At 53.6% G+C, this 21,706-nt stretch carries 21 protein-coding genes and 1 other annotated feature; all 21 genes read left to right on the top strand.

The genetic code is table 11. From position 1 onward, the window contains the following. Positions 1-36 precede the first annotated feature (36 nt). The 21 genes from EVJ29_RS05165 to EVJ29_RS05065 all read left to right on the top strand — a co-directional run bounded on the left by EVJ29_RS05165 (position 37) and on the right by EVJ29_RS05065 (position 21,706). A complete protein-coding gene (locus EVJ29_RS05165) occupies positions 37-1,341 on the top strand; it encodes a UDP-N-acetylmuramoyl-tripeptide--D-alanyl-D-alanine ligase (RefSeq protein ID WP_201738979.1) in 1,305 nt (434 codons plus the stop codon). 21 nt (positions 1,342-1,362) lie between these two features. Further along, a complete protein-coding gene (gene mraY, locus EVJ29_RS05160; RefSeq protein WP_070327561.1) occupies positions 1,363-2,322 on the top strand; it encodes a phospho-N-acetylmuramoyl-pentapeptide-transferase in 960 nt (319 codons plus the stop codon). 15 nt (positions 2,323-2,337) lie between these two features. Continuing rightward, positions 2,338-3,675 carry a UDP-N-acetylmuramoyl-L-alanine--D-glutamate ligase gene (gene murD / locus EVJ29_RS05155; protein ID WP_236633400.1) on the top strand — a complete coding sequence of 446 codons (1,338 nt, stop codon included), beginning with the start codon at positions 2,338-2,340 and terminating at the stop codon, positions 3,673-3,675. Then, on the top strand, positions 3,672-4,748 hold the full coding sequence (gene murG, locus EVJ29_RS05150) for an undecaprenyldiphospho-muramoylpentapeptide beta-N-acetylglucosaminyltransferase (protein ID WP_131456281.1): 1,077 nt from the start codon (positions 3,672-3,674) through the stop codon (positions 4,746-4,748). Before murD ends, murG begins: the two co-directional genes overlap by 4 nt. Before the next feature lie 13 nt (positions 4,749-4,761). Then, positions 4,762-5,532: a cell division protein FtsQ/DivIB gene (locus EVJ29_RS05145; RefSeq protein WP_070327558.1), complete on the top strand. Its 771-nt coding sequence runs from the start codon at positions 4,762-4,764 to the stop codon at positions 5,530-5,532. Between the two features lie 255 nt (positions 5,533-5,787). Beyond that, on the top strand, positions 5,788-7,050 hold the full coding sequence (gene ftsA, locus EVJ29_RS05140; protein WP_236633399.1) for a cell division protein FtsA: 1,263 nt from the start codon (positions 5,788-5,790) through the stop codon (positions 7,048-7,050). Between the two features lie 47 nt (positions 7,051-7,097). After that, on the top strand, positions 7,098-8,243 hold the full coding sequence (gene ftsZ / locus EVJ29_RS05135) for a cell division protein FtsZ (RefSeq protein WP_070327556.1): 1,146 nt from the start codon (positions 7,098-7,100) through the stop codon (positions 8,241-8,243). A 55-nt stretch (positions 8,244-8,298) separates the two neighbouring features. Beyond that, positions 8,299-9,060, top strand: coding sequence for a peptidoglycan editing factor PgeF (pgeF, locus tag EVJ29_RS05130; protein WP_131465324.1), 762 nt, complete (start codon positions 8,299-8,301; stop codon positions 9,058-9,060). Next, the gene (locus tag EVJ29_RS05125; protein ID WP_070327554.1) at positions 9,057-9,710 is read left to right on the top strand and encodes a YggS family pyridoxal phosphate-dependent enzyme; all 654 of its coding nucleotides are present in this window, start codon (positions 9,057-9,059) and stop codon (positions 9,708-9,710) included. The genes pgeF and EVJ29_RS05125 overlap by 4 nt, the downstream gene beginning before the upstream one ends. A gap of 23 nt (positions 9,711-9,733) precedes the next feature. Continuing rightward, positions 9,734-10,201, top strand: coding sequence for a cell division protein SepF (locus EVJ29_RS05120; RefSeq protein ID WP_070327553.1), 468 nt, complete (start codon positions 9,734-9,736; stop codon positions 10,199-10,201). 4 nt (positions 10,202-10,205) lie between these two features. Then, entirely contained in the window at positions 10,206-10,478 is a 273-nt protein-coding gene (locus EVJ29_RS05115; protein ID WP_070327552.1) for a YggT family protein, read from the top strand. Further along, positions 10,479-11,249: a YlmH family RNA-binding protein gene (locus tag EVJ29_RS05110; RefSeq protein WP_070327551.1), complete on the top strand. Its 771-nt coding sequence runs from the start codon at positions 10,479-10,481 to the stop codon at positions 11,247-11,249. It abuts the gene before it with no gap. Positions 11,250-11,267: 18 nt separating this feature from the next. After that, entirely contained in the window at positions 11,268-11,813 is a 546-nt protein-coding gene (locus EVJ29_RS05105) for a DivIVA domain-containing protein (RefSeq protein ID WP_016509011.1), read from the top strand. Positions 11,814-11,815: 2 nt separating this feature from the next. Continuing rightward, positions 11,816-12,036, top strand: a binding site (T-box leader). 49 nt (positions 12,037-12,085) lie between these two features. Further along, a complete protein-coding gene (gene ileS, locus EVJ29_RS05100; protein WP_131443391.1) occupies positions 12,086-14,812 on the top strand; it encodes an isoleucine--tRNA ligase in 2,727 nt (908 codons plus the stop codon). Positions 14,813-14,871: 59 nt separating this feature from the next. Beyond that, positions 14,872-15,345, top strand: coding sequence for a signal peptidase II (gene lspA / locus EVJ29_RS05095; RefSeq protein WP_070327549.1), 474 nt, complete (start codon positions 14,872-14,874; stop codon positions 15,343-15,345). Continuing rightward, positions 15,345-16,256: an RluA family pseudouridine synthase gene (locus EVJ29_RS05090; protein ID WP_070327548.1), complete on the top strand. Its 912-nt coding sequence runs from the start codon at positions 15,345-15,347 to the stop codon at positions 16,254-16,256. Before lspA ends, EVJ29_RS05090 begins: the two co-directional genes overlap by 1 nt. Before the next feature lie 192 nt (positions 16,257-16,448). Further along, positions 16,449-16,982 (top strand): bifunctional pyr operon transcriptional regulator/uracil phosphoribosyltransferase PyrR, encoded by a 534-nt coding sequence (gene pyrR, locus EVJ29_RS05085; RefSeq protein WP_070327547.1) that lies wholly within the window; start codon positions 16,449-16,451, stop codon positions 16,980-16,982. Between the two features lie 49 nt (positions 16,983-17,031). After that, positions 17,032-18,333 (top strand): uracil-xanthine permease family protein, encoded by a 1,302-nt coding sequence (locus tag EVJ29_RS05080; RefSeq protein ID WP_131465318.1) that lies wholly within the window; start codon positions 17,032-17,034, stop codon positions 18,331-18,333. Positions 18,334-18,463: 130 nt separating this feature from the next. After that, the gene (locus EVJ29_RS05075) at positions 18,464-19,369 is read left to right on the top strand and encodes an aspartate carbamoyltransferase catalytic subunit (protein ID WP_131465316.1); all 906 of its coding nucleotides are present in this window, start codon (positions 18,464-18,466) and stop codon (positions 19,367-19,369) included. After that, positions 19,366-20,646 carry a dihydroorotase gene (locus EVJ29_RS05070; protein ID WP_131504772.1) on the top strand — a complete coding sequence of 427 codons (1,281 nt, stop codon included), beginning with the start codon at positions 19,366-19,368 and terminating at the stop codon, positions 20,644-20,646. The genes EVJ29_RS05075 and EVJ29_RS05070 overlap by 4 nt, the downstream gene beginning before the upstream one ends. Next, complete coding sequence (locus EVJ29_RS05065) at positions 20,624-21,706, top strand: carbamoyl phosphate synthase small subunit (RefSeq protein ID WP_071399567.1); 1,083 nt, start codon at positions 20,624-20,626, stop codon at positions 21,704-21,706. The genes EVJ29_RS05070 and EVJ29_RS05065 overlap by 23 nt, the downstream gene beginning before the upstream one ends.

The raw sequence follows: 21,706 nt of genomic DNA, 5'->3' as shown, positions 1-21,706 counted from the left end.
CGGCTCTCTTTTCCTTTGTCACAGGAGGAAATAAGGATGGAACAGTTAACGATACAAACACTTGCTTCTTGGTTTGGGATGGAGACGGACGACACACGTGAGGTCCGTCATGTCGCGACCGACTCGAGGGACGGTAATGAGGACGGATTGTTCGTGCCGATCATCGGGGCTCGCGTCGATGGCCACGACTTCATCGATGCGGCCGTCCAAAAAGGCGCAATCGTGACGTTTTGGGAGCAGGGACGTCCGCTGCCGGAAGGGATTGTGGCGATTCCTGTCGAGTCACCGCTAAAGGCGCTGCAAGAAGCGGCGGCACGATACTTGGCTGAAATCGATCCGTTCGTGGTCGCGATCACCGGTTCAAATGGCAAGACGTCGACGAAAGACATGGTTGCCGTCGTTCTCGGGGAAAAGTTCAAAACGCACAAGACGGCTGGAAACTTCAACTCGGACGTCGGTCTGCCGCTGACCGTACTGCGAATGCCTCGTGATACGGAAGTCGCGGTGCTCGAGATGGGGATGAACGGATTCGGTCAAATCGAGTTGTTATCGAAACTTGCCAAGCCTGACGTCGCGTTCGTGACGAACATCGGCGAGTCGCACGGCGAACAAGTCGGAGGTCGCTCAGGGATCGCTAAAGCAAAACTTGAGATTAAAGCCGGGCTCAAACCGGACGGGGTGCTCATCGTCGATGCCGACGAGCCGCTTTTGGCCAACGAAGGTTATCGAGTCGGTTACGACGCGACGGCGGATGGGAAACTTGAAGTCGTCGAATCGACGTTTGACGCCTCGATTTTCCGCTACAATAACGAGTTTTATGAGTTAAAAGTGCTCGGAGCCCACCAAATCCGGAATGCGGCGTATGCGATCGCGTGCGGACTCAAATTAGGTCTTGATCACGAGACGATCCAACGCGGTCTGAATCGGGTTCAATTGACATCGATGCGGATGGAGAAGCAAATGTTCGGTGACGCGCATTTGATCAATGACGCCTACAATGCGAGCCCGACATCGATGATTGCCGCCATCGAGACGGTGAAAACGTTAGAAGGCTTTAGCCGTCGTGTCCTCGTCCTCGGGGATATGTACGAACTCGGAACAGATGAACAGGCCCAGCACGAGAGTGTCGGCCACGTCATCACGGCGCCTGTGACCGATTGCGTGCTGATCGGCGACAAAGCGAAATGGATCGCACAAGGGATCAGTGACCCGCGCGTGAATGTGACGATGGTCCCAACGGTAGAGGAAGCGAAAGCACTCCTCAGCAGTTATCAACGGCCACAGACTGTGATATTGTTAAAAGCATCGCGAGGACTTGCGCTTGAGCGCTTAGTCCAATAAATAGAGTAGTGAGGTACGAATATGTTAATCAGTTTAATCGTCTTAATCAGCTCATTATTGACCGTATTGGTCGTCATGCCGCGGGCCATCCCGGCGCTTCGTAACTTAAAGTTTGGTCAGGAGATCCGGGACGAGGGTCCGGATTGGCATCAAAAGAAATCAGGGACACCGACGATGGGCGGGATCGTCATCCTACTCGCACTTCTTGTCGGCTTTCTCGTTTCGATCGTGTTTGGAGAAGCGGTCGCCGGGTTCGGGACGCTCTTGTTCGTCACGCTCGCGTTCGGGATCATCGGATTCCTTGACGACTACATTAAAGTCGTCAACAAACGCAACCTTGGATTGACATCGCTCCAAAAGTTGATTGGCCAAATCATTGTCTCGGTGTTGTTCGTTTGGTTCTTATCACTTGGCGGCGGGCTCGACACAACAATCAGCATTCCGTTCACATCGATCGCGTTTGATACGGGCTGGTTCTACATCGCCATCGTCATCTTCTGGCTCGTCGGTTTCTCGAACGCCGTCAACTTGACGGACGGTTTGGACGGTCTCGTTTCGTTCTCGGCCATCCCGACGTTTGCGTTCTTTGGAATTTATGCGTTAGGACAAGACGAAGTCGGCATCGCTTGGTTTGCGTTTAGTACGGTCGGAGCACTCCTTGGGTTCCTCGTCTTTAACAAATACCCGGCGAAAATTTTCATGGGTGACACGGGTTCGCTCGCTTTAGGCGGAGCGGTCGCTGGTCTCGCCCTCATGTTGAAACTTGAATTATTACTCGTCTTCGTCGGTATTATTTTTGTCATCGAGACGCTCAGTGTCATCTTGCAGGTCATCTCGTTTAAAACGACGGGGAAACGAATCTTTAAGATGAGTCCGATCCACCACCATTTCGAGATGGTCGGCTGGTCAGAATGGCGCATCGTATTGACGTTCAGTGGAATTAGCTTGATCACGGCAGTATTGTCGTTACTTCTCATGTAATGGATGGTGGAAGACATGAATCAACAGTGGAATGGTAAGCGAGTCCTCGTACTCGGGGCGGCTCGGAGCGGTATCGCAGCTGCCGCCTATTTAAAGGCGGTCGGCGCAGACGTAGTGATCAATACGGGCAGTGAGCCAACAGAAGCAGAGCGGGCAAAGATTGAAGCGCTAAACGTAAAAACTGTCTTCGGCTCGCATCCGCTTGAACTGTTAGACGAAGCTGAACTGATCGTCAAGAATCCGGGTATCCCTTATCAGATCCCGTTACTAGAAGAAGCGATTGCGCGTCACATCCCGATTTATACGGAAGTCGAGCTCGCTTATTTGGCAACAGAGGCAGATTTTGTCGCCATCACCGGGTCGAACGGTAAAACGACGACGACGACGCTCGTCCATGAGCTGTTAAAAGGTGGCGAACGTCCCGTCCACGTGGCGGGGAACATCGGGTTTCCGGCCATCGAAGTCGCGACGCAAGCCGCGCCGGGCGACCTGATCGTGATCGAACTATCGAGTTTTCAGCTGATGGGAGTGGAAGCGTTCCATCCCCGCTCGGCAGCACTGCTCAACTTGTCAGAAGCTCATCTTGACTATCACGGTGACTTCGAATCGTACGCTGACGCGAAAGCGAATCTGTTCCAAAACATGACGCCTTCAGACCGGGTCGTCGTCAAAGGAGAGGATCGAGAAGTCATGAAGCGAGTGCCGACTGGACTTTCGGCTCAAACGTTTGGCTATGAAGCCGGTGACGCGCATGTCGATTCAGGATGGATCACTTTGCATGGCGCACGGATCATGCCGGTGTCAGAACTTGCGCTTGGAGGCGCCCATAACGTCGAGAACGTATTGGCCGCGCTCTTGTTGATCGAGCCATTTGACATCCCGAGTGATCATATCGAGCACGTCTTGCGCACGTTCGGTGGCGTCGCTCATCGGACGGAGAGCCTCGGCCGTGTGCTTGGCCGTCACGTCTACAACGATTCAAAAGCGACGAACAACGTCGCTGCCGAGGCGGCGCTCACTGGTTTCGAAGCACCGATCGTTTGGTTATGTGGCGGGCTCGAACGTGGAGCCGACCTGACATCACTCGTTCCGGCGATGAAACGGGTGAAAGCTGTCATCGCTTACGGCGAGACGGCTGAACGGTTCAAAACGTTAAGTGAATCAGAAAATATTCCGGCGCAAGCCGTCGCCACGCTCGACGAGGCGGTGCCGCTCGCGTTTGAACAGTCCGTTGCAGGCGACGTGATCTTGCTGTCGCCGGCCTGTGCGAGCTGGGATCAATATAAGACGTTTGAAGAACGAGGCGAACATTTCGTCAAGCTCGTGAACGCATATGAGGAGGCAAACCGATGAGAGTCATCATTTCTGGTGGAGGGACGGGTGGTCACATCTATCCGGCGCTCGCTCTGCTCGATACGTTGAAAGAGCGGCATACCGATTTAGAGGTGCTCTATATCGGGACCGAGAACGGGCTTGAAGCCGATCTCGTACCGCGAGCGGGTATCCCGTTCAAATCGATTCGAATCAGTGGCTTGAAACGGTCGCTTTCGATTGAGAACGTCAAGACGGGTTATCGGTTCGTCCAATCGGTTCTCGCATTGCGAAAAGACATGAAAGCGTTCCGACCTGACGTCGTCATCGGAACGGGCGGTTTCGTGTCCGGGCCTGTCGTCTTCACTGCCCAACTGCTCGGTATTCCGACGATTTTGCATGAACAAAACAGCATCCCGGGACTGACGAATAAGTTTTTGTCTAAAAAAGCGGATCGTGTGGCGCTGTCGTTCGCCGGTTCTGAACAACATTTCCCAGGGGCGAACGTGCAAGTCATCGGGAATCCACGGGGTAGTGAGGTCTTGAAGACAACGGCAGACGAGATGAAACTGCGCACCGAGTACGGGATTGACGAACGACCGATTGTTCTCATCTATGGCGGCAGCCGTGGGGCGGAAGCGATCAATCGAGCGGTCATCGAGGCGATCCCGGAACTCGCGACTGAACCTGTGAACGTCTTATATGTGACCGGAAAAGTGCATTTTGACGATGTCGTCGCCAAAGCGCCGAGCTCAGATAACGTCCAAATCTTGCCCTACGTCTACGATATGCCAGAACTCCTCGCCTGTGCGAGTCTCGTCGTCTCACGGGCCGGTGCTTCGACAATCTCGGAATTGACTGCGCTCGGTTTGCCGAGCATTTTAATCCCGAGCCCTTACGTGACAGCGGATCATCAGACGAAAAATGCGTCGGCGCTCGTCGAGAGCGGTGCCGCTGAGCTGATTAAAGAGCAAGCGTTGACAGGCGCCACGCTCGTCGCGTCGATCCGTCACGTCTTGAATCACCATGACGAGATGGCCGCAGCATCGAAACGATTAGGATTCCCGCACGCCGCGGAATCACTCGCCGATCTTGTTGAAGAAGTAAGCCGATAAAGGAGAGAAGTTAATGGAGACGCGTCAGAATACCGTTCGCAGTTTGGAAGATCGCATTCCGTATATGAAGGACCAACGGCGCAAAAAAGCGAATCGACGCTTGGCGACGATTCTACTCTTGTTTGCCGTGCTCATCGCACTCGTCGTCTATATGCAGACGTCGGTTTCTGACGTGAAGGCAGTGAATGTGTCCGGACTCGACTGGTTGACTGAAGCTTACGTCCTTGAGGGAACGGATCTCGACACGTCTTCAAAGATTGTTCGCATCTCTCCGAACGACATCGAGCAGACGATTCGCGCACTCCCGGGAGTGCGGGACGTCAAAGTCGATCGGTCTTGGTATAACATCGTCACCGTGGACGTCGAGGAAGAGAAGATGATCGCCTACTCGCGAAACGACTCAGAAGAAGTCGTCGTGCTCGCAGACGGATCACTTCACCCGACCGGACAAATCGATGATCCGGAGAAGTTGCAGGATGGTCCGCTCTTACGTGAGTTCACGGACGTCGCCGAGCTCGAGAAAGTGGCAAGTGAACTCGAGCAAGTCGATGACGCGATGCGGGCCCGGATGTCTGAAATCGTCTTTTCGAAAAAAAAGGATGAACCAGTCCGGTATGAGATTTATATGAACGATGGAAACACGTTGCTCACACCGACGTTCAAACTGAGCCAAACCGTCTCAAAATACGGGGATATCTTTGAAAACATCCCAAAAGGTCAACGCGGAACCGTCGTCATGGACGGAGGCTTTTATTTCGTCCCTTACGAAAAAACGAAAGAATAATCTGATTTTTTACAGTCCTTAGACACGTAAGGACTGTTTTTTTATGGTTTGTAATCGAATTGACACCCCAAAACCGCTTAATTTGTAGGATTCTACCTTTTCTCACTATGTTATTTGTTGTAAACTTAGACGTGAGATATCTTGCCGGACCTATCAATATTTTTGGATATCTGTAACAATGTAACGGAAATTCAGAAACAGAAATTTAAGCGCGGAGGTGTTTCCCTTTTGGAAGCGAACGGTTATGTTGCCGCATTGGATATAGGAACGTCAGAAATTAAGCTCGTCGTGGGCGAATTGCTCGGAGGAACGCTTAACATTTTGGCGGAGGGGTGCGCCCCGTCTGCAGGAGTAAAACGTGGCGCCGTCGTCGACATCGATAAAACGGTTCAAGCCATTAAGCAAGCCGTCGAACATGCCGAAGCGGCGCTCGGTGATCAAGTTCGTTCGGTATATGTTGCCATCGAAGGGGAACATATCCAAATTGCCCCGTGTCATGGGATCGCATCGGTGAAACGAGAAGACCAAGAAATCACGGACGTCGACGTCATCGAAGTCATCAATTCGGCGCAAGTGATGCGTTTGCCGGATGAGATGAGCGTCATCGATGTCATCCCGACGTCGTTCACAGTCGACCAACAGACAGGGGTCGTCGATCCCCGTGGTATGCTCGGCTACCGGTTAGAGATGCACGGGAAAATGGTAACGGGTTCAAAAACGGTCCTACATAGCATCCGTCGTTCGATTGAACGGGCAGGCCTTACGCTAGAAGGATTTGTACTCGGTAACTTGGCGCTCGGAATGAGTGCTGCTTCCGTCGATGAAATCGACCTTGGGATCGGCCTCGTCGACATCGGACACGAAAAGACGACCGTCTCTGTATTTTATCGCGGTGATCTCGTCTACTCGTATATCCTCCCAGTCGGCGGGGACCACATGACGCGAGACTTGGTATATAAACTCAACTGTAAGTACCAAGACGCAAAAGTGGCGAAAGAAGAATACGGACTCGCGCTCGAAGAAATGGCGGACGCTTCTGAAGGATTCTCATTTACGAATATTAATGGGGAAGTGGCATTCGAGCCACAAACAGAAATTAGTTACGTTTTAGAGGCGCGAATAGAGGAAATGTTCACACTCGTGTTGAATAGAGTGCAAAAGGTAGGTGTTCCACCGCTCAGCGGAGGTTATCTCCTCTGTGGCGGAGCGGCTGCCTTGCCTGGCATCCAGGAATTGGCGACGCGCGTCATGGGTCAAAAGACAAGACTCTACCAACCTTCGTCGATTGGTGTCAGACATCCGAAATACGCGACGGCTGTCGGTGTTCTCAAGTATGTGCTCATGAGCGACCATCATGTCTCGAAGTCGCAACTTGAGAAGCCAGATGAGCGCGTGACTGTTCCGACACCAACTGGCGGGACAGAACGCGACATCGATCGTGATGACGAGCCTGAAACAACAGAGCGCGAATCTAAAAATGGATTCGGGCGTTTAATGGAAAAATTATTTGGCGTGTAAGCTGATGATGTGTTAACAATTGGAAATTACGTAGGGGGATACCTGAAATGATGTACTTTGATGAGGCGATTGACGCCGTAGCAAAAATTAAAGTAATTGGAGTCGGTGGTGGTGGTTCAAACGCCGTCAACCGAATGATCGAGCACGGAGTGCAAGGTGTCGAGTTCATCGCGGTCAATACAGACGCACAAGCACTCAATATGTCGAAAGCGGACGTCAAGCTTCAGCTTGGCGCTAAATTGACACGCGGCCTTGGTGCCGGTGCGAACCCGGACATCGGTAAGAAAGCGGCTGAAGAAAGCCGTGAGCAATTGATCGAAGCACTTGACGGTGCCGATATGGTCTTCGTCACTGCCGGTATGGGTGGGGGAACAGGTACGGGCGCTGCACCAGTCATCGCTGAGATTTCAAAAGAAATCGGAGCGCTCACAGTCGGTGTCGTCACGAAACCGTTCATGTTCGAAGGACGCAAACGGATGCAGCATGCGCAACACGGAATCCAAGCGTTCAAAGAAAAAGTCGATACACTCATCGTCATCCCGAACGACAAGTTGCTTGAAATCGTCGAGCGGAACACGCCGATGATCGAAGCGTTCCGCGAAGCGGATAACGTGCTTCGCCAAGGTGTCCAAGGGATCACAGACTTGATCGCCATCCCTGGTTTGATCAACCTTGACTTCGCCGACGTGAAAACGATCATGACGGAAAAAGGATCGGCGCTCATGGGTGTCGGTGTGGCGACTGGTGAAAACCGTGCCATCGAAGCAGCGAAAAAGGCGATCTCATCTCCACTGCTCGAGTCTTCAATCGAAGGCGCGAAAGGTGTCTTGATGAACATTACAGGTGGACTCAGCCTCAGCTTGTATGAAGTAACAGAGGCTGCTCAAATCGTTCAAAGCGCCGCTGATGAAGAAGTGAACTTGATCTTTGGTTCGGTCATCAACGAAAACTTGAACGAGGAGATCATCGTCACTGTCATCGCGACTGAGTTTGCGGAAGAGTCACAAGGCACGAACCCGTTCCTTCAGCAACCGAAGAAACAAGCGGAGCCTGAGGCGAACAAAGAAGTTCAACCGAAACCGACTGAACCTGCTCAACAAGAAGAAGGGAACTTCCATAGACCAGTCTATGGTGGGGACGTCCCAGACGAGACGATCAACATCCCAGCGTTCGTAAGACAACGCCGTAACTAAACAACAGGGGGTGCCGTTCTCGGCACCCCCTTTTTCTAAAAAAAAGGAGACTGGTATGCAACTCATACATACATGGGAAACCGAGGCGTATCGCTATCTGGCTTATGTGACGACTCGGACGGATGGACACAATGAAGGCAATGTCGGTTTGCACGTCGGCGATGATGCGGAACAAGTCATTGCCAACCGGGAACGTTTCTTCACCGAAGCAAACTTGTCGCTCATCGATTCGGTTTGGGCCGATCAAGTGCACGGGACGCGTGTCGCGACCGTCGACGAAGCGGACAAGGGCAAAGGCGCCTATCGATACGATGAGGCGATTCAAGCGACTGACGGACTCGTCACGACCGCTACCGATTTGCCACTCGCTCTCGTGTTCGCCGATTGCGTCCCGTTGTTCTTTTGTGCGAAAGATCACGGAATCATCGGCATGGCTCATGCCGGGTGGAAAGGGACGGTCGGAAACATCGTGTCTTCGATGGCGGACGAATTCGCTCGGCTCGGGGTTCCGGAACACGACATCGAGATGTACGTCGGACCGGCCATCACGGCCGAGCATTATGAAGTCGACCGCCGTGTCCTCGATGCCGTAAATGCCGTCTCGCCCGAAGCATATGCGGCCTCGGTGTATAACGAATCAGAACGTCATGCGAATCTGTCATTGCAACGAGTCAATGAGACACTCGCTGTCGAAAGAAACATGGACGTCAAGCAGTCGAACTTGTCGACCGCTTCCGATCGAGACTTTTTCTCTTATCGGAACGGAGACGCCAAGCGTCGATTTGCCGCCGTCCTCGTCAAGGAGAAGAAATTGTGAGCATAGCTGATAACGTCAAACAAGTGAGACAGAATATTGAGAACCTTCAATCGGAAACAGCGGTGACGCTCATCGCGGTCACGAAGTCGGTCGGTGTCGACGTCGCGAACGCGCTTTACGCAGAAGGTGTCCGTGATTTCGGTGAGAACCGTCCGGAAGGCTTGCTCGAGAAAGTCAATGCGATGCCGTCGGACGCCAAGTTCCATTTTATCGGCAGTCTACAGACGCGCAAAGTGAGACAAGTCATCGATCATGTTGCCGCAATCCATTCGCTCGACCGATTATCGCTCGCCGAAGAGATTGACAAACGGTCCGACCGTGTCATCGATTGTTTCGTCCAAGTGAACGTATCGGGCGAGACGTCAAAACATGGGCTTGAAAAAGAGGAAGTCATCCCGTTCATCGAGAACTGTAGACAGTATCGCCATATTCGGGTCATCGGACTGATGACGATGGCTCCGTTCACAGAAGATGAAGGTGTGATCCGTGAAACATTCCGTGCTTTACGCGAATTGCGCGACCGCGTCGCGGCAAATCGCTTCGAACATGCACCATGCAACGAATTGTCGATGGGTATGTCTAACGACTACGAGTTGGCAATCGAAGAAGGCGCATCGTTTGTTCGTATTGGGACCGTACTTGTGCAATAATATATTCTAAGGAGGAATCCGTTATGTCAATCAAAAACAAAATGAAAGACTTCTTTGGACTTGAGGAAGATCCGAATCACGCGTATGAAGGGGAAGAGTATGCTGTCGCAGAGACGAACACTCAACCGACGACTGATGCGCTCGTCAAAACCGAGGAGCGTCCGAAACCATCGAACAACCTCGTCGCGCTAAACACGAAGAAGAAAGAACGTTCGAAAGTCGTTCTTGCCGAACCGCGCGTCTTTGCCGAGGCACAAGATATTGGCGACCAGTTGAAAGAAAATCGTGCCGTCATCGTCAACCTTCAGCGCATGTCGAAAGAGCAGTCTCGTCAAGTTGTAAACTTCTTGTCGGGTGTCGTTTACGCCCTAGAAGGAACGATGACGTCGATTGGACATAACACGATTCTATGTGCTCCGAACAATATCGAATTGACTGGATCGATTTCGAATTTGATTTCGGAGGACGAACTAAACAGTAAAGGGTGGTAAATGAATGGAAAATGCGATCCCTGCATTAGGCAATACGATTGTTACGCTTCTTGGATATTATAGTTGGGTCTTGATTGCCTATATTTTATTATCGTGGTTCCCGAATGCGAGAGAATCAAAATTCGGACAGATTTTGACATACTTGTGTGAGCCGTTTCTTAACCCGTTCCGTCGGATCATCCCGCCAATCGGCGGTATGCTCGACATTTCTCCAATCGTCGCCCTGTTCGTGCTTCGTATGGCGCAAGCAGGAGTGCGAGCGATTTTCGGTCTGTAAATGAGCGTCTTCGATCATTATCGACCGAATGAACGCCCGTTTGTCGAGCAAGTGCTCGACTGGGTGCGACAAGTCGAGGACAACTACTTGTTTAAATTGACGGATTTTTTAGACCCACGTGAGCAACAAATCGTCAGGCAACTCGTTGGCAAACGGCTCGCCATCTACGAGGACGGCGGTTTCCCTGGAGCTGAGCGGAAACGGCTTTTATTGACGCCCGACTACTATGAGCTCGACGTGAACGACTTTGAAGTCAAGATTCTTCAAATCGATTATCCGACGAAGTTTGTCGACTTGACCCACCGCCAAGTGACAGGCACGCTTCTTAACGCGGGCCTGAAGCGGCAAAAGTTTGGCGATGTTGTCCTCGCTGACGGGATCGCTCAGTTCGCGACGACGGCTGATGCGGCTGGATTCATCGAAATGAACGTGGATCGCGTCGGCAAAGCCCGGGTGCGGCTGTCTGATGTGCCGGCCGCATCGATTTTGACCGTCCCAGAAGTCAAATGGAGCGACGAGTTTGGCATCGTCTCCTCACTCCGCTTTGATGCGGTCGTGAGCGAGGTGCTCGGTCTGTCGCGCCAGAAAGCACAGGCGCTCGTCAAACATGGTGACTGCAAAGTCAATCATAAAGCGATCACGGACGCGAGCTTTTTACTCGAACCAGACGATTTGGTTTCAATCCGGGGTTACGGTCGTGTCAAATTGACGGCAATCCTCGGCTCGACAAAGCGTGAGAAAATAAAAATCCAGTATGGCATCATACGTTGAATTTAGGAGGAAAGTCGAATGGCGTTGACACCGATTGATATTCATAACAAAGAGTTCTCGACTCGTTTTCGCGGGTACGATATCGATGAGGTCAATGAATTTTTAGATCAAATCATTAAAGAGTTTGAGCTATTGATTCGTGAAAATAGAAGGTACGAAGAACTCGTCAACGATATGCAAGCCCGTATTGACTACTTCTCCTCGATGGAAGACACGTTGAATAAATCGATTATCGTCGCACAAGAGGCGGCAGAAGAAGTCAAGACCAATGCGGCCAAAGAAGCCAGCCTCATCTTGAAGCAGGCTGAACGCGAAGCGCTCGCCCGAGAAGAGGAAGCGTCGCGTAAAGAGCAGATGGCAGAGCGTGAAGTCATTCAAATGTTGAAAAAAGTCGAACTGTACCGGACCCGGTTCCGTGTTCTCGTCGACGCACAGATGGAACTTCTAAATAGTACCGAATGGGACACGATTGTCGGAGAGCCGCCTGTCCAGACGGTTCTTGACGATACGAGTGAACTTGCGTATAATGACGACGAAGTCACACCAAACAAACATCACGGATAATAAACAATACGTTGATTAGGACACGTCAATAAAGTCACACCTACGAAGCGACTTAGGGAAGGTGCAAGCCTAAGAGAAAGACTTTATTTGGTATCCCCTATGAGTGTCATGCTGAATTGAGTAAGCGTGACCGCTTGACCTCGTTATCGGTTACCGAGAGCGGTCTCAAGGTCTACTTGAGATTAGTAGGGTGGTACCGCGAGTCGATGAACTCGTCCCTATTTAGGGGCGGGTTTTTTTTGTTTTTCAAAAAAGATGCAGGAGGAGTTTCAATGAACTACAAAGACACATTATTGATGCCTGATACAGAATTCGCGATGCGTGGAAATTTGCCGAAGCGCGAGCCAGCAATGCACGAGGCTTGGGAGCAGATGGACTTGTACAACCGCGTCCAAGAGAAGAATGCAGGAAAGCCGCAATACATTCTACATGACGGACCTCCGTACGCCAACGGTGACATCCATATGGGCCATGCACTCAACAAAGTGTTAAAAGACATCATCGTCCGTTTCAAGTCGTTGAACGGCTATCAATCACCGATGATCCCAGGTTGGGACACACACGGTCTTCCGATCGAGAACGCGCTTCAAAAAGCAGGCGTCAACCGTAAAGAGATGACTGTCGCCGAGTTCCGCGAAAAATGTGCCGCTTACGCGATGGAGCAAGTGAACTCACAACGTGAACAGTTCAAGCGTCTCGGACTGCTCGCTGACTTTGACAATCCATACATCACGCTCCAGCCTGAATATGAAGCGGCGCAAATCCGCCTGTTCGGCACGATGGCTGAAAAAGGATACATCTATAAAGGGAAAAAACCGGTCTATTGGTCACCGTCTTCTGAATCGGCACTCGCTGAGGCGGAAATCGAGTACTATGACAAAAAATCACCAGCCATCTATGTGGCGTTCCAAGTCGTCGATGGCAAAGGCGTCCTCGGGACGACCGACCATTTCGTCATCTGGACGACGACACCGTGGACGATTCCGGCCAACCTCGGGATCGCTGTCAGCGATGAGCTGACATACACACGGATCGAACACGATGGCAAAGGGTATATCGTTGCCGAGACGCTCGTCGAAGAAGTGACGACAGCACTCGGCTGGGATGAGTACTCAGTGAGCGGTTCTTGGAACGGACGCGAGTTCGAACACATGACGGTACAGCACCCGCTTTACGACCGGACGTCACTCCTCATCCTTGGCGACCACGTCACGGCTGAAGCGACAGGCTGCGTCCATATCGCACCTGGCCACGGGGAAGACGACTACCGTGTCGGCCAAGCGTACGGACTTGACGTGTTGTGCCCGGTCGACGACCGTGGGTATATGACGGACGAAGCACCAGGCTTTGAAGGACTGTTCTATGAAGATGCGAACAAAGAGATCGGCATGAAGCTCGAAGCAAATGGCAACTTGTTGAAGCTCAAATTCATCAAGCACTCGTACCCGCACGACTGGCGTACGAAAAAGCCGGTCATCTTCCGGGCGACACCGCAATGGTTCGCTTCGATCAAAGACTTCCGCAGCGACATGTTGCGTGAAATCGAAGAAGTAAACTGGGTACCGGAATGGGGCATGACGCGCCTGTTCAACATGGTCCGTGACCGTGGCGACTGGGTCATCAGCCGTCAGCGGGCATGGGGTGTGCCGATCCCGATCTTCTACGCAGAAGACGGAACGGAAATCATCACGAACGAAACGATCGACCATATCGCCAACTTGTTCCATGAGCACGGATCAAACGTCTGGTACGAGCGCGAGGCGAAAGACTTGTTGCCATCCGGCTTCACACATCCGAACAGTCCAAACGGCGAGTTCCGTAAAGAAGTCGACATCATGGACGTCTGGTTCGATTCAGGTTCGTCACACGCAGGCGTGCTCGAACAGCGCGACAACTTGCGCCGTCCGGCCGACCTGTACCTAGAAGGTTCGGACCAATACCGTGGTTGGTTCAACTCGTCACTGTCGACTGCAGTCGCGACGACCGGCAAAGCACCGTATCGCAACGTCCTCAGTCACGGCTTCGTCCTTGACGGCGACGGCCGGAAGATGTCGAAATCGCTCGGCAACACGATTGCACCGAACGACCTCGTGAAACAGTACGGTGCTGAAATCGTACGTCTTTGGGTCGCGTCTGTGGACTATCAGTCAGACGTCCGCGCCTCGCATGACAACTTTAAACAAGTGTCAGAAGTATACCGGAAGATCCGTAACACGTTACGCTTCTTGCTCGGTAACTTGAACGGGTTCGATCCGTCGATGCGCGTCGCGTTCGAAGATATGCCGGAAGCCGACCGCTTCATGGCGACGAAGCTGAAACAACTTCAGACGAAAGTCGTCAAAGCGTACGATACGTTCGACTTTATGGCTGTTTACCACATGAGCCACAACTTCTGTGTCAACGAATTGTCGTCGTTCTATCTCGACTTCACGAAAGACATCCTCTACATCGAACGTGAAAACGATGCGCGTCGCCGTGCCGTTCAGACGGTCATGTATGATGCGGTCATCACGTTGACGAAGCTGCTTGCCCCGATCCTCCCGCATACGGCGGACGAAGTCTGGCAAGAAATCCCGGCCAAGACGGCGGATAGCGTCTTCTTGTCGGACCTTGAAGAAGTGGCGCCGCTCACGGAAGCAGAGACGGAATTACTCGCGAAATGGTCGAAATTCCTCACGTTCCGCGACGACGTCTTGAAAGCGATCGAGATCGCCCGCGGCGAGAAGTTGATCGGGAAACCGCTCGAAGCAAAACTTCAAGTCGCACCGAAGGGTGAGACGAAAGCGCTGCTCGATACGATCGATAACGTTCGTCAACTCCTGCAAGTGTCACAACTCGACTACGTCGATACGGCCGACGTCGACTACGCGACGGCGAAGATCAGCGTCGCGAAAGCAGACGGTGCCGCTTGTGCCCGCTGTTGGACGTATTCGACCGAACTTGGTCAGAACGCAGATCATCCAGAACTTTGCCCGCGCTGTACAGAAGTCATCGCATGAGCCGGACCGGAGTGGCGCACAGTCCACTCCGGTTTCTTATGACTTGAAAGGAGAATTTGATGAAACGTTATTACGGATTAGCAGTCGTTCTCATTTTGCTCGACCAAGTGACGAAATGGATCGTCGTCCAGACGATGACGATCGGTCAATCGATCGAATTGATTCCAGGATGGCTCTATTTGACATCGTACCGCAACAGAGGCGCGGCCTGGGGCATGCTCGAAGGACAGATGGTGTTCTTCTTCGTCGTCACCGCCGTCGTTGTCGTCGGTCTGATCTACTTCTTGCATAAAGAAGTGAATGGGTTCAAACTGCTCGGCTACAGTGTCGGCTTACTGCTCGCCGGAGCGATCGGCAACTTTATCGATCGTCTGTTCCGGGGCGAGGTCGTCGACTTCGTCGACACGTACCCGTTCGGCTACAACTTCCCAATCTTTAACGTCGCCGATATGGCACTCACGTTCGGGGTCATCTTTATGATCATCGGCGTCTTGTTCGAAGAAAAATTAAACAAAGAAAGGGGACAATCGTAATGGAAACTTACACATTTGTCGCCGAAGAAAAGGCACGGATCGATAAATGGATGAGCGAACGAAGTGACTGGTCACGTTCGCAAATCCAAGACTGGATTAAGGCAGGGGATCTGCTCGTCAACGGTCAACTCGTGAAGCCGAACTATAAACTGCAAGAAGGGGACGAAGTCGTCGTGACGGTGCCAGAAGCCGTCGAACTCCAAGTCCTCCCCGAAGATATTCCGCTCGACGTCGTGTTCGAGGACGAGGATGTCATCGTCGTCAACAAAGCACGTGGCATGGTCGTGCACCCTGCGGCTGGTCATACGTCTGGAACGCTCGTCAACGCGCTGTTATATCACTGTGACGACCTCTCAGGCATCAATGGTGTGAAGCGTCCGGGTATCGTCCATCGTATCGATAAAGATACGACGGGACTGCTCATGGTCGCGAAAAACGATATGGCGCACGAGTCACTCGCGCAACAGTTGAAAGACAGAACGATCAAACGCGAATACGTCGCACTCGTCCACGGCGAGCTCGTCCATGAGCTCGGATCGATCGAGGCGCCGATCGGGCGCGACACGAACGATCGTCAGCGCATGACGGTGACAGACAAGAATGCGAAAGAAGCGGTAACACACTTCCGTCTGCTCGAGCGCTATAAAGACTTCACGCTCGTCGAGTGCAAGCTCGAGACAGGACGGACGCATCAAATCCGTGTCCATATGCGCTATATCGGCCATCCGCTTGCCGGAGACCCGAAATACGGACCGCGTCGGACAATCGATTTGAACGGGCAAGCGCTCCATGCAGCCACGCTCGGCTTCCATCATCCGCGGACGAACGAATGGCTCGAGTTCGAGGCGGCACTCCCGACCGACTTCGAGGCAGAGCTCGCAAAATTGGACAAAATCGAGAAAACACGTTGACTTTCAACCGATTCAGATTTATAGTCTAGAAAGCATAACACCTTTAAACCCAGTCCAGAGAGGCTGTGAAAGGATCGTGGCCGCGGCCACAACCGTCTATCATATACGGCACTCGTTTGCCTTCGTGAAGACTTCCTTTCCAGCCGGATGAGGAAGTCTTCTTTTTTTATAGATTACGAGAGGAGGAATCATATGAAACGCTCGACCATACTAGACGAAGCCGCGATCCGACGCGCCTTGACGCGAATCGCCCATGAGATCATTGAACGCAACAAAGGAACGGACAACGTCGTCCTCGTCGGGATCAAAACGCGCGGTGAGACGCTCGGCGACCGACTCGCCCATCGCATCGAAGAAATCGAAGGAAAACCGATCGCGCTCGGTAACTTAGACATCACGCTCTACCGGGACGACCTATCGAAGAAGTCGCTCGACCCAGAAGTGAAAGCAACCGAACTCCCGCACGATATCAATGGCAAGACGGTCGTCCTCGTCGATGACGTCTTGTACACGGGACGGACGGTCCGAGCCGCCATGGACGCACTCGTCGACCACGGTCGGCCCGATTACATCCAACTCGCCGTCTTGATCGACCGGGGGCACCGCGAGTTGCCGATTCGCCCGGACTTTGTCGGGAAAAACGTCCCGACATCGAAAACAGAACAAGTCGTGGTCCGACTCAGTGAAGTCGACACGACAGACGAAGTGTACATCCAACAGCAATAAATCCAAAACCTTTAAGGTGGTCCAGAGAGGCCAGGAAGGAGAACTATTTATGAAAACCCCCATCCTCAACATCCACGAGCGTCCCGCTCACTTGCCGCAATGGCTGCTCTTCAGCTTGCAACACGTCTTCGCCATGTTCGGAGCGACGATCTTAGTCCCGATTTTGACCGGACTGAACACGTCCGTCGCCCTCGTCGCTTCCGGTGTGGCCACGCTCTCATTCCTAGTCATCACCCAATTCAAAGTCCCGACGTATCTCGGGTCAAGTTTTGCCTACATCGCACCGATCATCGCGGTCAGCCAGCAATGGGGCGTCGAAGCCGCACTGTTCGGCGGTATTATCGCCGGTTCGGTCTACGGTGTCGTGTCGCTCATCATCTTTAAGACGGGCGTCGGTTGGTTGTTACGACTGTTGCCGCCGGTCGTCGTCGGTCCGGTCATCATGGTCATCGGCTTATCGCTCGCACCGGTCGCCATCGACATGTCGATGAACCGCGACGGAGCGTATAACGGCACGTTCATCACGGTCGCCCTGCTCACGCTCGGCATCACGATCCTCGCGATGACAAAGTTAAAAGGAGTATGGGGCGCGGTTCCAATCTTGTTCGGCATCGTCGGCGGATACGCCATCGCCGCCATGTTCGGCATCATCGACTACTCGGCCATCGGTCAAGCGAGCCTGTTCCAACTGCCTGACTTCACGATGGTGTTCGTCGACTACATGCCGATGTGGCAAGTCGGGGCACTCCTCGCCATCGTCCCGGTCGCGCTCGTCACGATGACGGAGCACATCGGCGACCAAATGGTCACGTCGAAAATCATCGGACGCGAGACGATGAAAGATCCAGGCCTGCACCGGACGCTCCTCGGCGACGGCGTCGGCAAAGCCGTCGCCTCAGCGCTCGGTGGACCGCCGTGTACGACGTACGGTGAAAACAACGGGGTCATGGCGATCACGAGAGTGTACAGCGTCTACGTCATCGCGGGAGCAGCGCTCATGGCCATCAGTTTCGGCTTCCTCGGTCACGTCGAGGCGTTCATCTCGACAATCCCGAATCCGGTCAAAGGCGGTATCTCGATCCTCTTGTTCGGTGTCATCGCCTCGAACGGACTGCGGACGATGGTCGACAGCAACGTCGACCTCGCCGAGAAACGCAACCTCATCATCGCCTCGGTCATTCTCGTCGTCGGCCTCGGCGGGGCGATGGTCCAACTCGGTAGCTTCCCAGTCCAAGGGATGGCGCTCGCGACGGTCGTCGGTATTCTTTTGAACGCGGTGTTGCCGAAAGAAGAAGTCGAACCGGCTTCGGTCGATACAACTGAAGAAACGAAACAGGCAAGTAACTTTTAATTCGATCCCGTGAGGTCGGCAAAGTGAAGGCTCGTTTATTTGGGTGCAGTCTACCCAAATGAAGGCGTCCCTTCACGTAGGTGAAGAGACGCCTTTTCTCTTTGCCTCCAAACAAAAGGAGGAGACGAACATGAATTTGATCAAACAACAACCGAACCATTTTGTCAGCTTAGAAACGCTCACCCTCGAAGAGATCATGGGGATGATCGAAGAGTCGCTCCGCTACAAACAAGGGGACATGCCGCCGCTGTTTGACGGGAAGACGGTCGCGAACTTGTTCTTCGAAAATTCGACGCGGACGAAAAACTCGTTTCAAATGGCCGAGCGGCACTTGAACATCCAAGAGATCCCGTTCGACGTGGCGACGTCATCGGTGACGAAAGGCGAGACGTTATACGACACGTGCAAGACGCTTGAAGCGATCGGGGTCGACGCGCTCGTCATCCGCCATCCTGAAGCGGGATACTACCATGAGCTCGTCGAGAAGCTGACAATCCCAGTATTAAACGGCGGGGACGGGAGCGGGGAACACCCGTCACAGTCGCTGCTCGACCTCGTCACGATTTATGAAGAGTTCAAGACGTTCGAAGGCTTGAATATCGCCATCTGCGGCGATCTCGTCCATAGCCGGGTCGCCCGCTCGAACGCAGGCGTGTTGAAACGGCTCGGGGCGAATGTCGTCGGTTGTAGCCCGGAATCGTGGTGGGATGGTTCGATGGGGCTTTCGCACCGCGACCTTGACGACATCTTACCGGACTGCGACGTCGTCATGTTGCTCCGCGTTCAGCACGAGCGCCACATTATGGGTGACATCTTTTCTAAAGAAGACTATCATGCGCGCTACGGCTTGACGGTCGAGCGGGTCGAGCGGATGAAACAAGGCGCCATCATCATGCATCCGGCTCCGGTCAACCGGGACGTCGAGATCGCCGGCAGTTTGATCGAACATCCGTCATCGCGCATCTTTCCACAGATGAAGAACGGCGTTTACGCACGGATGGCCATCTTAAATCGAGCATTAGGGGGACAACAATGATTATTCAACACGCAACGTGGTATGACGGGAAGACGAAACGGACGAGCAATCTGTTGATCGAAGGCGGTACGATCCGTTCGGTCGATTACGACGGGACGACCGAAGGACACGAAGTGATTGACGCAAACGGGAAGCTGTTGATCCCAGGTCTCGTCGACGTCCACGTCCATTTGCGCGAGCCGGGTGGCGAGGCGAAAGAGACGATCAAGACCGGGACGGCTGCGGCTGCGGCCGGAGGGTTCACGACGATTTGCGCGATGCCGAACACACGGCCGGTCCCGGACGACCGGGCGACGCTCGATGACATGCTCGCTCGGATCGAGCGGGACGCCAGCGTCCGCGTGCTCCCGTATGCGGCGATCACGAAACGGCAGCTCGGTGTCGAACAAGTCGATATGCCGTCACTTGCGGACGCGTTCGCGTTCACAGACGACGGAGTCGGCGTGCAGTCGGCGGCGATGATGCGTCAAGCGATGAGGGAAGCGAAACGGCTTGGGAAAGCGGTCGTGGCCCATTGCGAAGACAATACGCTCAAGGCCGGTTCGGTCCATGAAGGGAAGTTTAGTGAGACGCACGGCATCCAAGGCATCCCGAGTCTCGCCGAGAGCATCCATATCGCCCGTGACGTGTTGATTGCCGAAGAGACGGGCTGCCACTATCACGTCTGTCACGTGTCGTCACGTCAATCGGTCCGTGTCATCCGTGACGCCAAACGGGCCGGAATCCACGTCACGGCGGAAGTGACACCGCACCACCTCGTCTTATCGGAAGACGACATCCCGGGGTTAGATCCGAACTTCAAGATGAATCCGCCGCTGCGGAGCCAAGACGACCGCGCGGCGCTCTTAGAAGGGCTGTTCGACGGGACGATCGATTTGATTGCGACCGATCACGCCCCGCACACGGCTGAAGAGAAAGCACAAGGGATGGAGCGCGCCCCGTTCGGCATCACCGGATTCGAGACGGCGTTCCCGCTCCTTTACACGACGTTCGTCAAGACGGAACAAATGGAAGAGGCGGCGCTCATCGACTGGATGACGAGACGACCGAGCGAGGTGTTCGGTCTGCCTTACGGCGTGATTGAAGACGGCCGGGCGGCGGACCTCGCGCTGATCGATACGGAGACGGTGCGTCCGGTCGACCCGGCGACGTTCGCGTCAAAAGGGAAGAACACACCGTTCGCTGGGAAAAGACTCACAGGTTGGCCGGTCGTGACGATCGTGGCCGGAGAAATCGTATATAAGGGGAGATTCGATGAAACGAACATTATGGCTTGAAGACGGGACAGCATTTGTAGGCAAGGCGTTCGGCGCGAACGCCGAGACGATCGGGGAAGTCGTCTTTCAAACGGGAATGACCGGCTACCAAGAGATTTTATCGGACCCGTCTTATTGTGACCAGCTCATCGTGTTGACGAATCCACTCATCGGGAATTATGGCGTCAACCGTGAAGACTTTGAGACGACCGTCCCGATGGCAAAAGCGCTCATCGTCAAAGAAGCGTGTGATCTGCCGTCGAACTTCCGCTCGACGGCGACGTTGCCGGAGACGCTCGAACGCTTCGGAATACCAGGTCTAGAAGGTGTCGATACGCGCATGTTGACGCGTCACCTTCGTTCACGCGGCGTCATGCGCGGCGTGTTGATCGACGGTGAGTCGACGTGGGCAGACGTTTCGATGCGCTTTGAAGCGAGCTTCCCGACCGATCAAGTGGCACGTGTCTCGACAAAACGGGCTTACGTCAGCACCGGGAGCGGCCGCCGGATCGCCCTCATCGATTTCGGGGCCAAACTCGGGATCATGCGCGAATTGTTGAAGCGCGACTGTGAAGTCGTCGTCTTGCCGCACGACGTGACGGCTGAAGAAGTGATGCGCTATGAGCCGGACGGGGTCATGCTCTCGAACGGACCAGGCGACCCGAAAGACGTACCGACGGCGCTCCCGCTGATCGAAGCACTCATGCCAAAACTCCCGATGTTCGGGATCTGTCTCGGCCATCAGTTGATTGCGCTCGCGAGCGGGGCCAACACGTTCAAGCTTCCGTTCGGGCATCGTGGTGCCAATCATCCTGTCCTCGAGCTTGAGACCGGTGCTGTGACGATCACGTCACAAAACCACGGCTACGCCGTCGACGAGACGTCGCTCCTTGAGACGCCGCTCATCGTGACGCATCGCGCCGTCAACGACGGGACGATTGAAGGCATCAAACATTTACATCATCCGACGTTCTCGGTGCAATATCATCCGGAAGCGGCGCCAGGACCATATGACGCCAACGACCTATTCGACCGCTTTATGACACTCGTCAACGAAAACAGACAGAAAGTAGGAATGTGA

Origin of the sequence: Exiguobacterium sp. SH4S7, from assembly GCF_004336795.1 — a bacterium.
Classification (GTDB): domain Bacteria; phylum Bacillota; class Bacilli; order Exiguobacteriales; family Exiguobacteriaceae; genus Exiguobacterium; species Exiguobacterium aurantiacum_A.
Note: the sequence above shows the minus strand (reverse complement) of the source record. Positions and strands in the feature narration are given on the sequence as shown.

Coding starts and splice junctions, on each gene's coding strand:
- EVJ29_RS05165 (WP_201738979.1), top strand. CDS start 37: ATGGAACAGTTAACGATACAAACACTTGCTTCTTGGTTTGGGATGGAG.
- mraY (WP_070327561.1), top strand. CDS start 1,363: ATGTTAATCAGTTTAATCGTCTTAATCAGCTCATTATTGACCGTATTG.
- murD (WP_236633400.1), top strand. CDS start 2,338: ATGAATCAACAGTGGAATGGTAAGCGAGTCCTCGTACTCGGGGCGGCT.
- murG (WP_131456281.1), top strand. CDS start 3,672: ATGAGAGTCATCATTTCTGGTGGAGGGACGGGTGGTCACATCTATCCG.
- EVJ29_RS05145 (WP_070327558.1), top strand. CDS start 4,762: ATGGAGACGCGTCAGAATACCGTTCGCAGTTTGGAAGATCGCATTCCG.
- ftsZ (WP_070327556.1), top strand. CDS start 7,098: ATGATGTACTTTGATGAGGCGATTGACGCCGTAGCAAAAATTAAAGTA.
- pgeF (WP_131465324.1), top strand. CDS start 8,299: ATGCAACTCATACATACATGGGAAACCGAGGCGTATCGCTATCTGGCT.
- EVJ29_RS05120 (WP_070327553.1), top strand. CDS start 9,734: ATGTCAATCAAAAACAAAATGAAAGACTTCTTTGGACTTGAGGAAGAT.
- EVJ29_RS05115 (WP_070327552.1), top strand. CDS start 10,206: ATGGAAAATGCGATCCCTGCATTAGGCAATACGATTGTTACGCTTCTT.
- EVJ29_RS05110 (WP_070327551.1), top strand. CDS start 10,479: ATGAGCGTCTTCGATCATTATCGACCGAATGAACGCCCGTTTGTCGAG.
- EVJ29_RS05105 (WP_016509011.1), top strand. CDS start 11,268: ATGGCGTTGACACCGATTGATATTCATAACAAAGAGTTCTCGACTCGT.
- ileS (WP_131443391.1), top strand. CDS start 12,086: ATGAACTACAAAGACACATTATTGATGCCTGATACAGAATTCGCGATG.
- lspA (WP_070327549.1), top strand. CDS start 14,872: ATGAAACGTTATTACGGATTAGCAGTCGTTCTCATTTTGCTCGACCAA.
- EVJ29_RS05090 (WP_070327548.1), top strand. CDS start 15,345: ATGGAAACTTACACATTTGTCGCCGAAGAAAAGGCACGGATCGATAAA.
- pyrR (WP_070327547.1), top strand. CDS start 16,449: ATGAAACGCTCGACCATACTAGACGAAGCCGCGATCCGACGCGCCTTG.
- EVJ29_RS05080 (WP_131465318.1), top strand. CDS start 17,032: ATGAAAACCCCCATCCTCAACATCCACGAGCGTCCCGCTCACTTGCCG.
- EVJ29_RS05075 (WP_131465316.1), top strand. CDS start 18,464: ATGAATTTGATCAAACAACAACCGAACCATTTTGTCAGCTTAGAAACG.
- EVJ29_RS05070 (WP_131504772.1), top strand. CDS start 19,366: ATGATTATTCAACACGCAACGTGGTATGACGGGAAGACGAAACGGACG.
- EVJ29_RS05065 (WP_071399567.1), top strand. CDS start 20,624: ATGAAACGAACATTATGGCTTGAAGACGGGACAGCATTTGTAGGCAAG.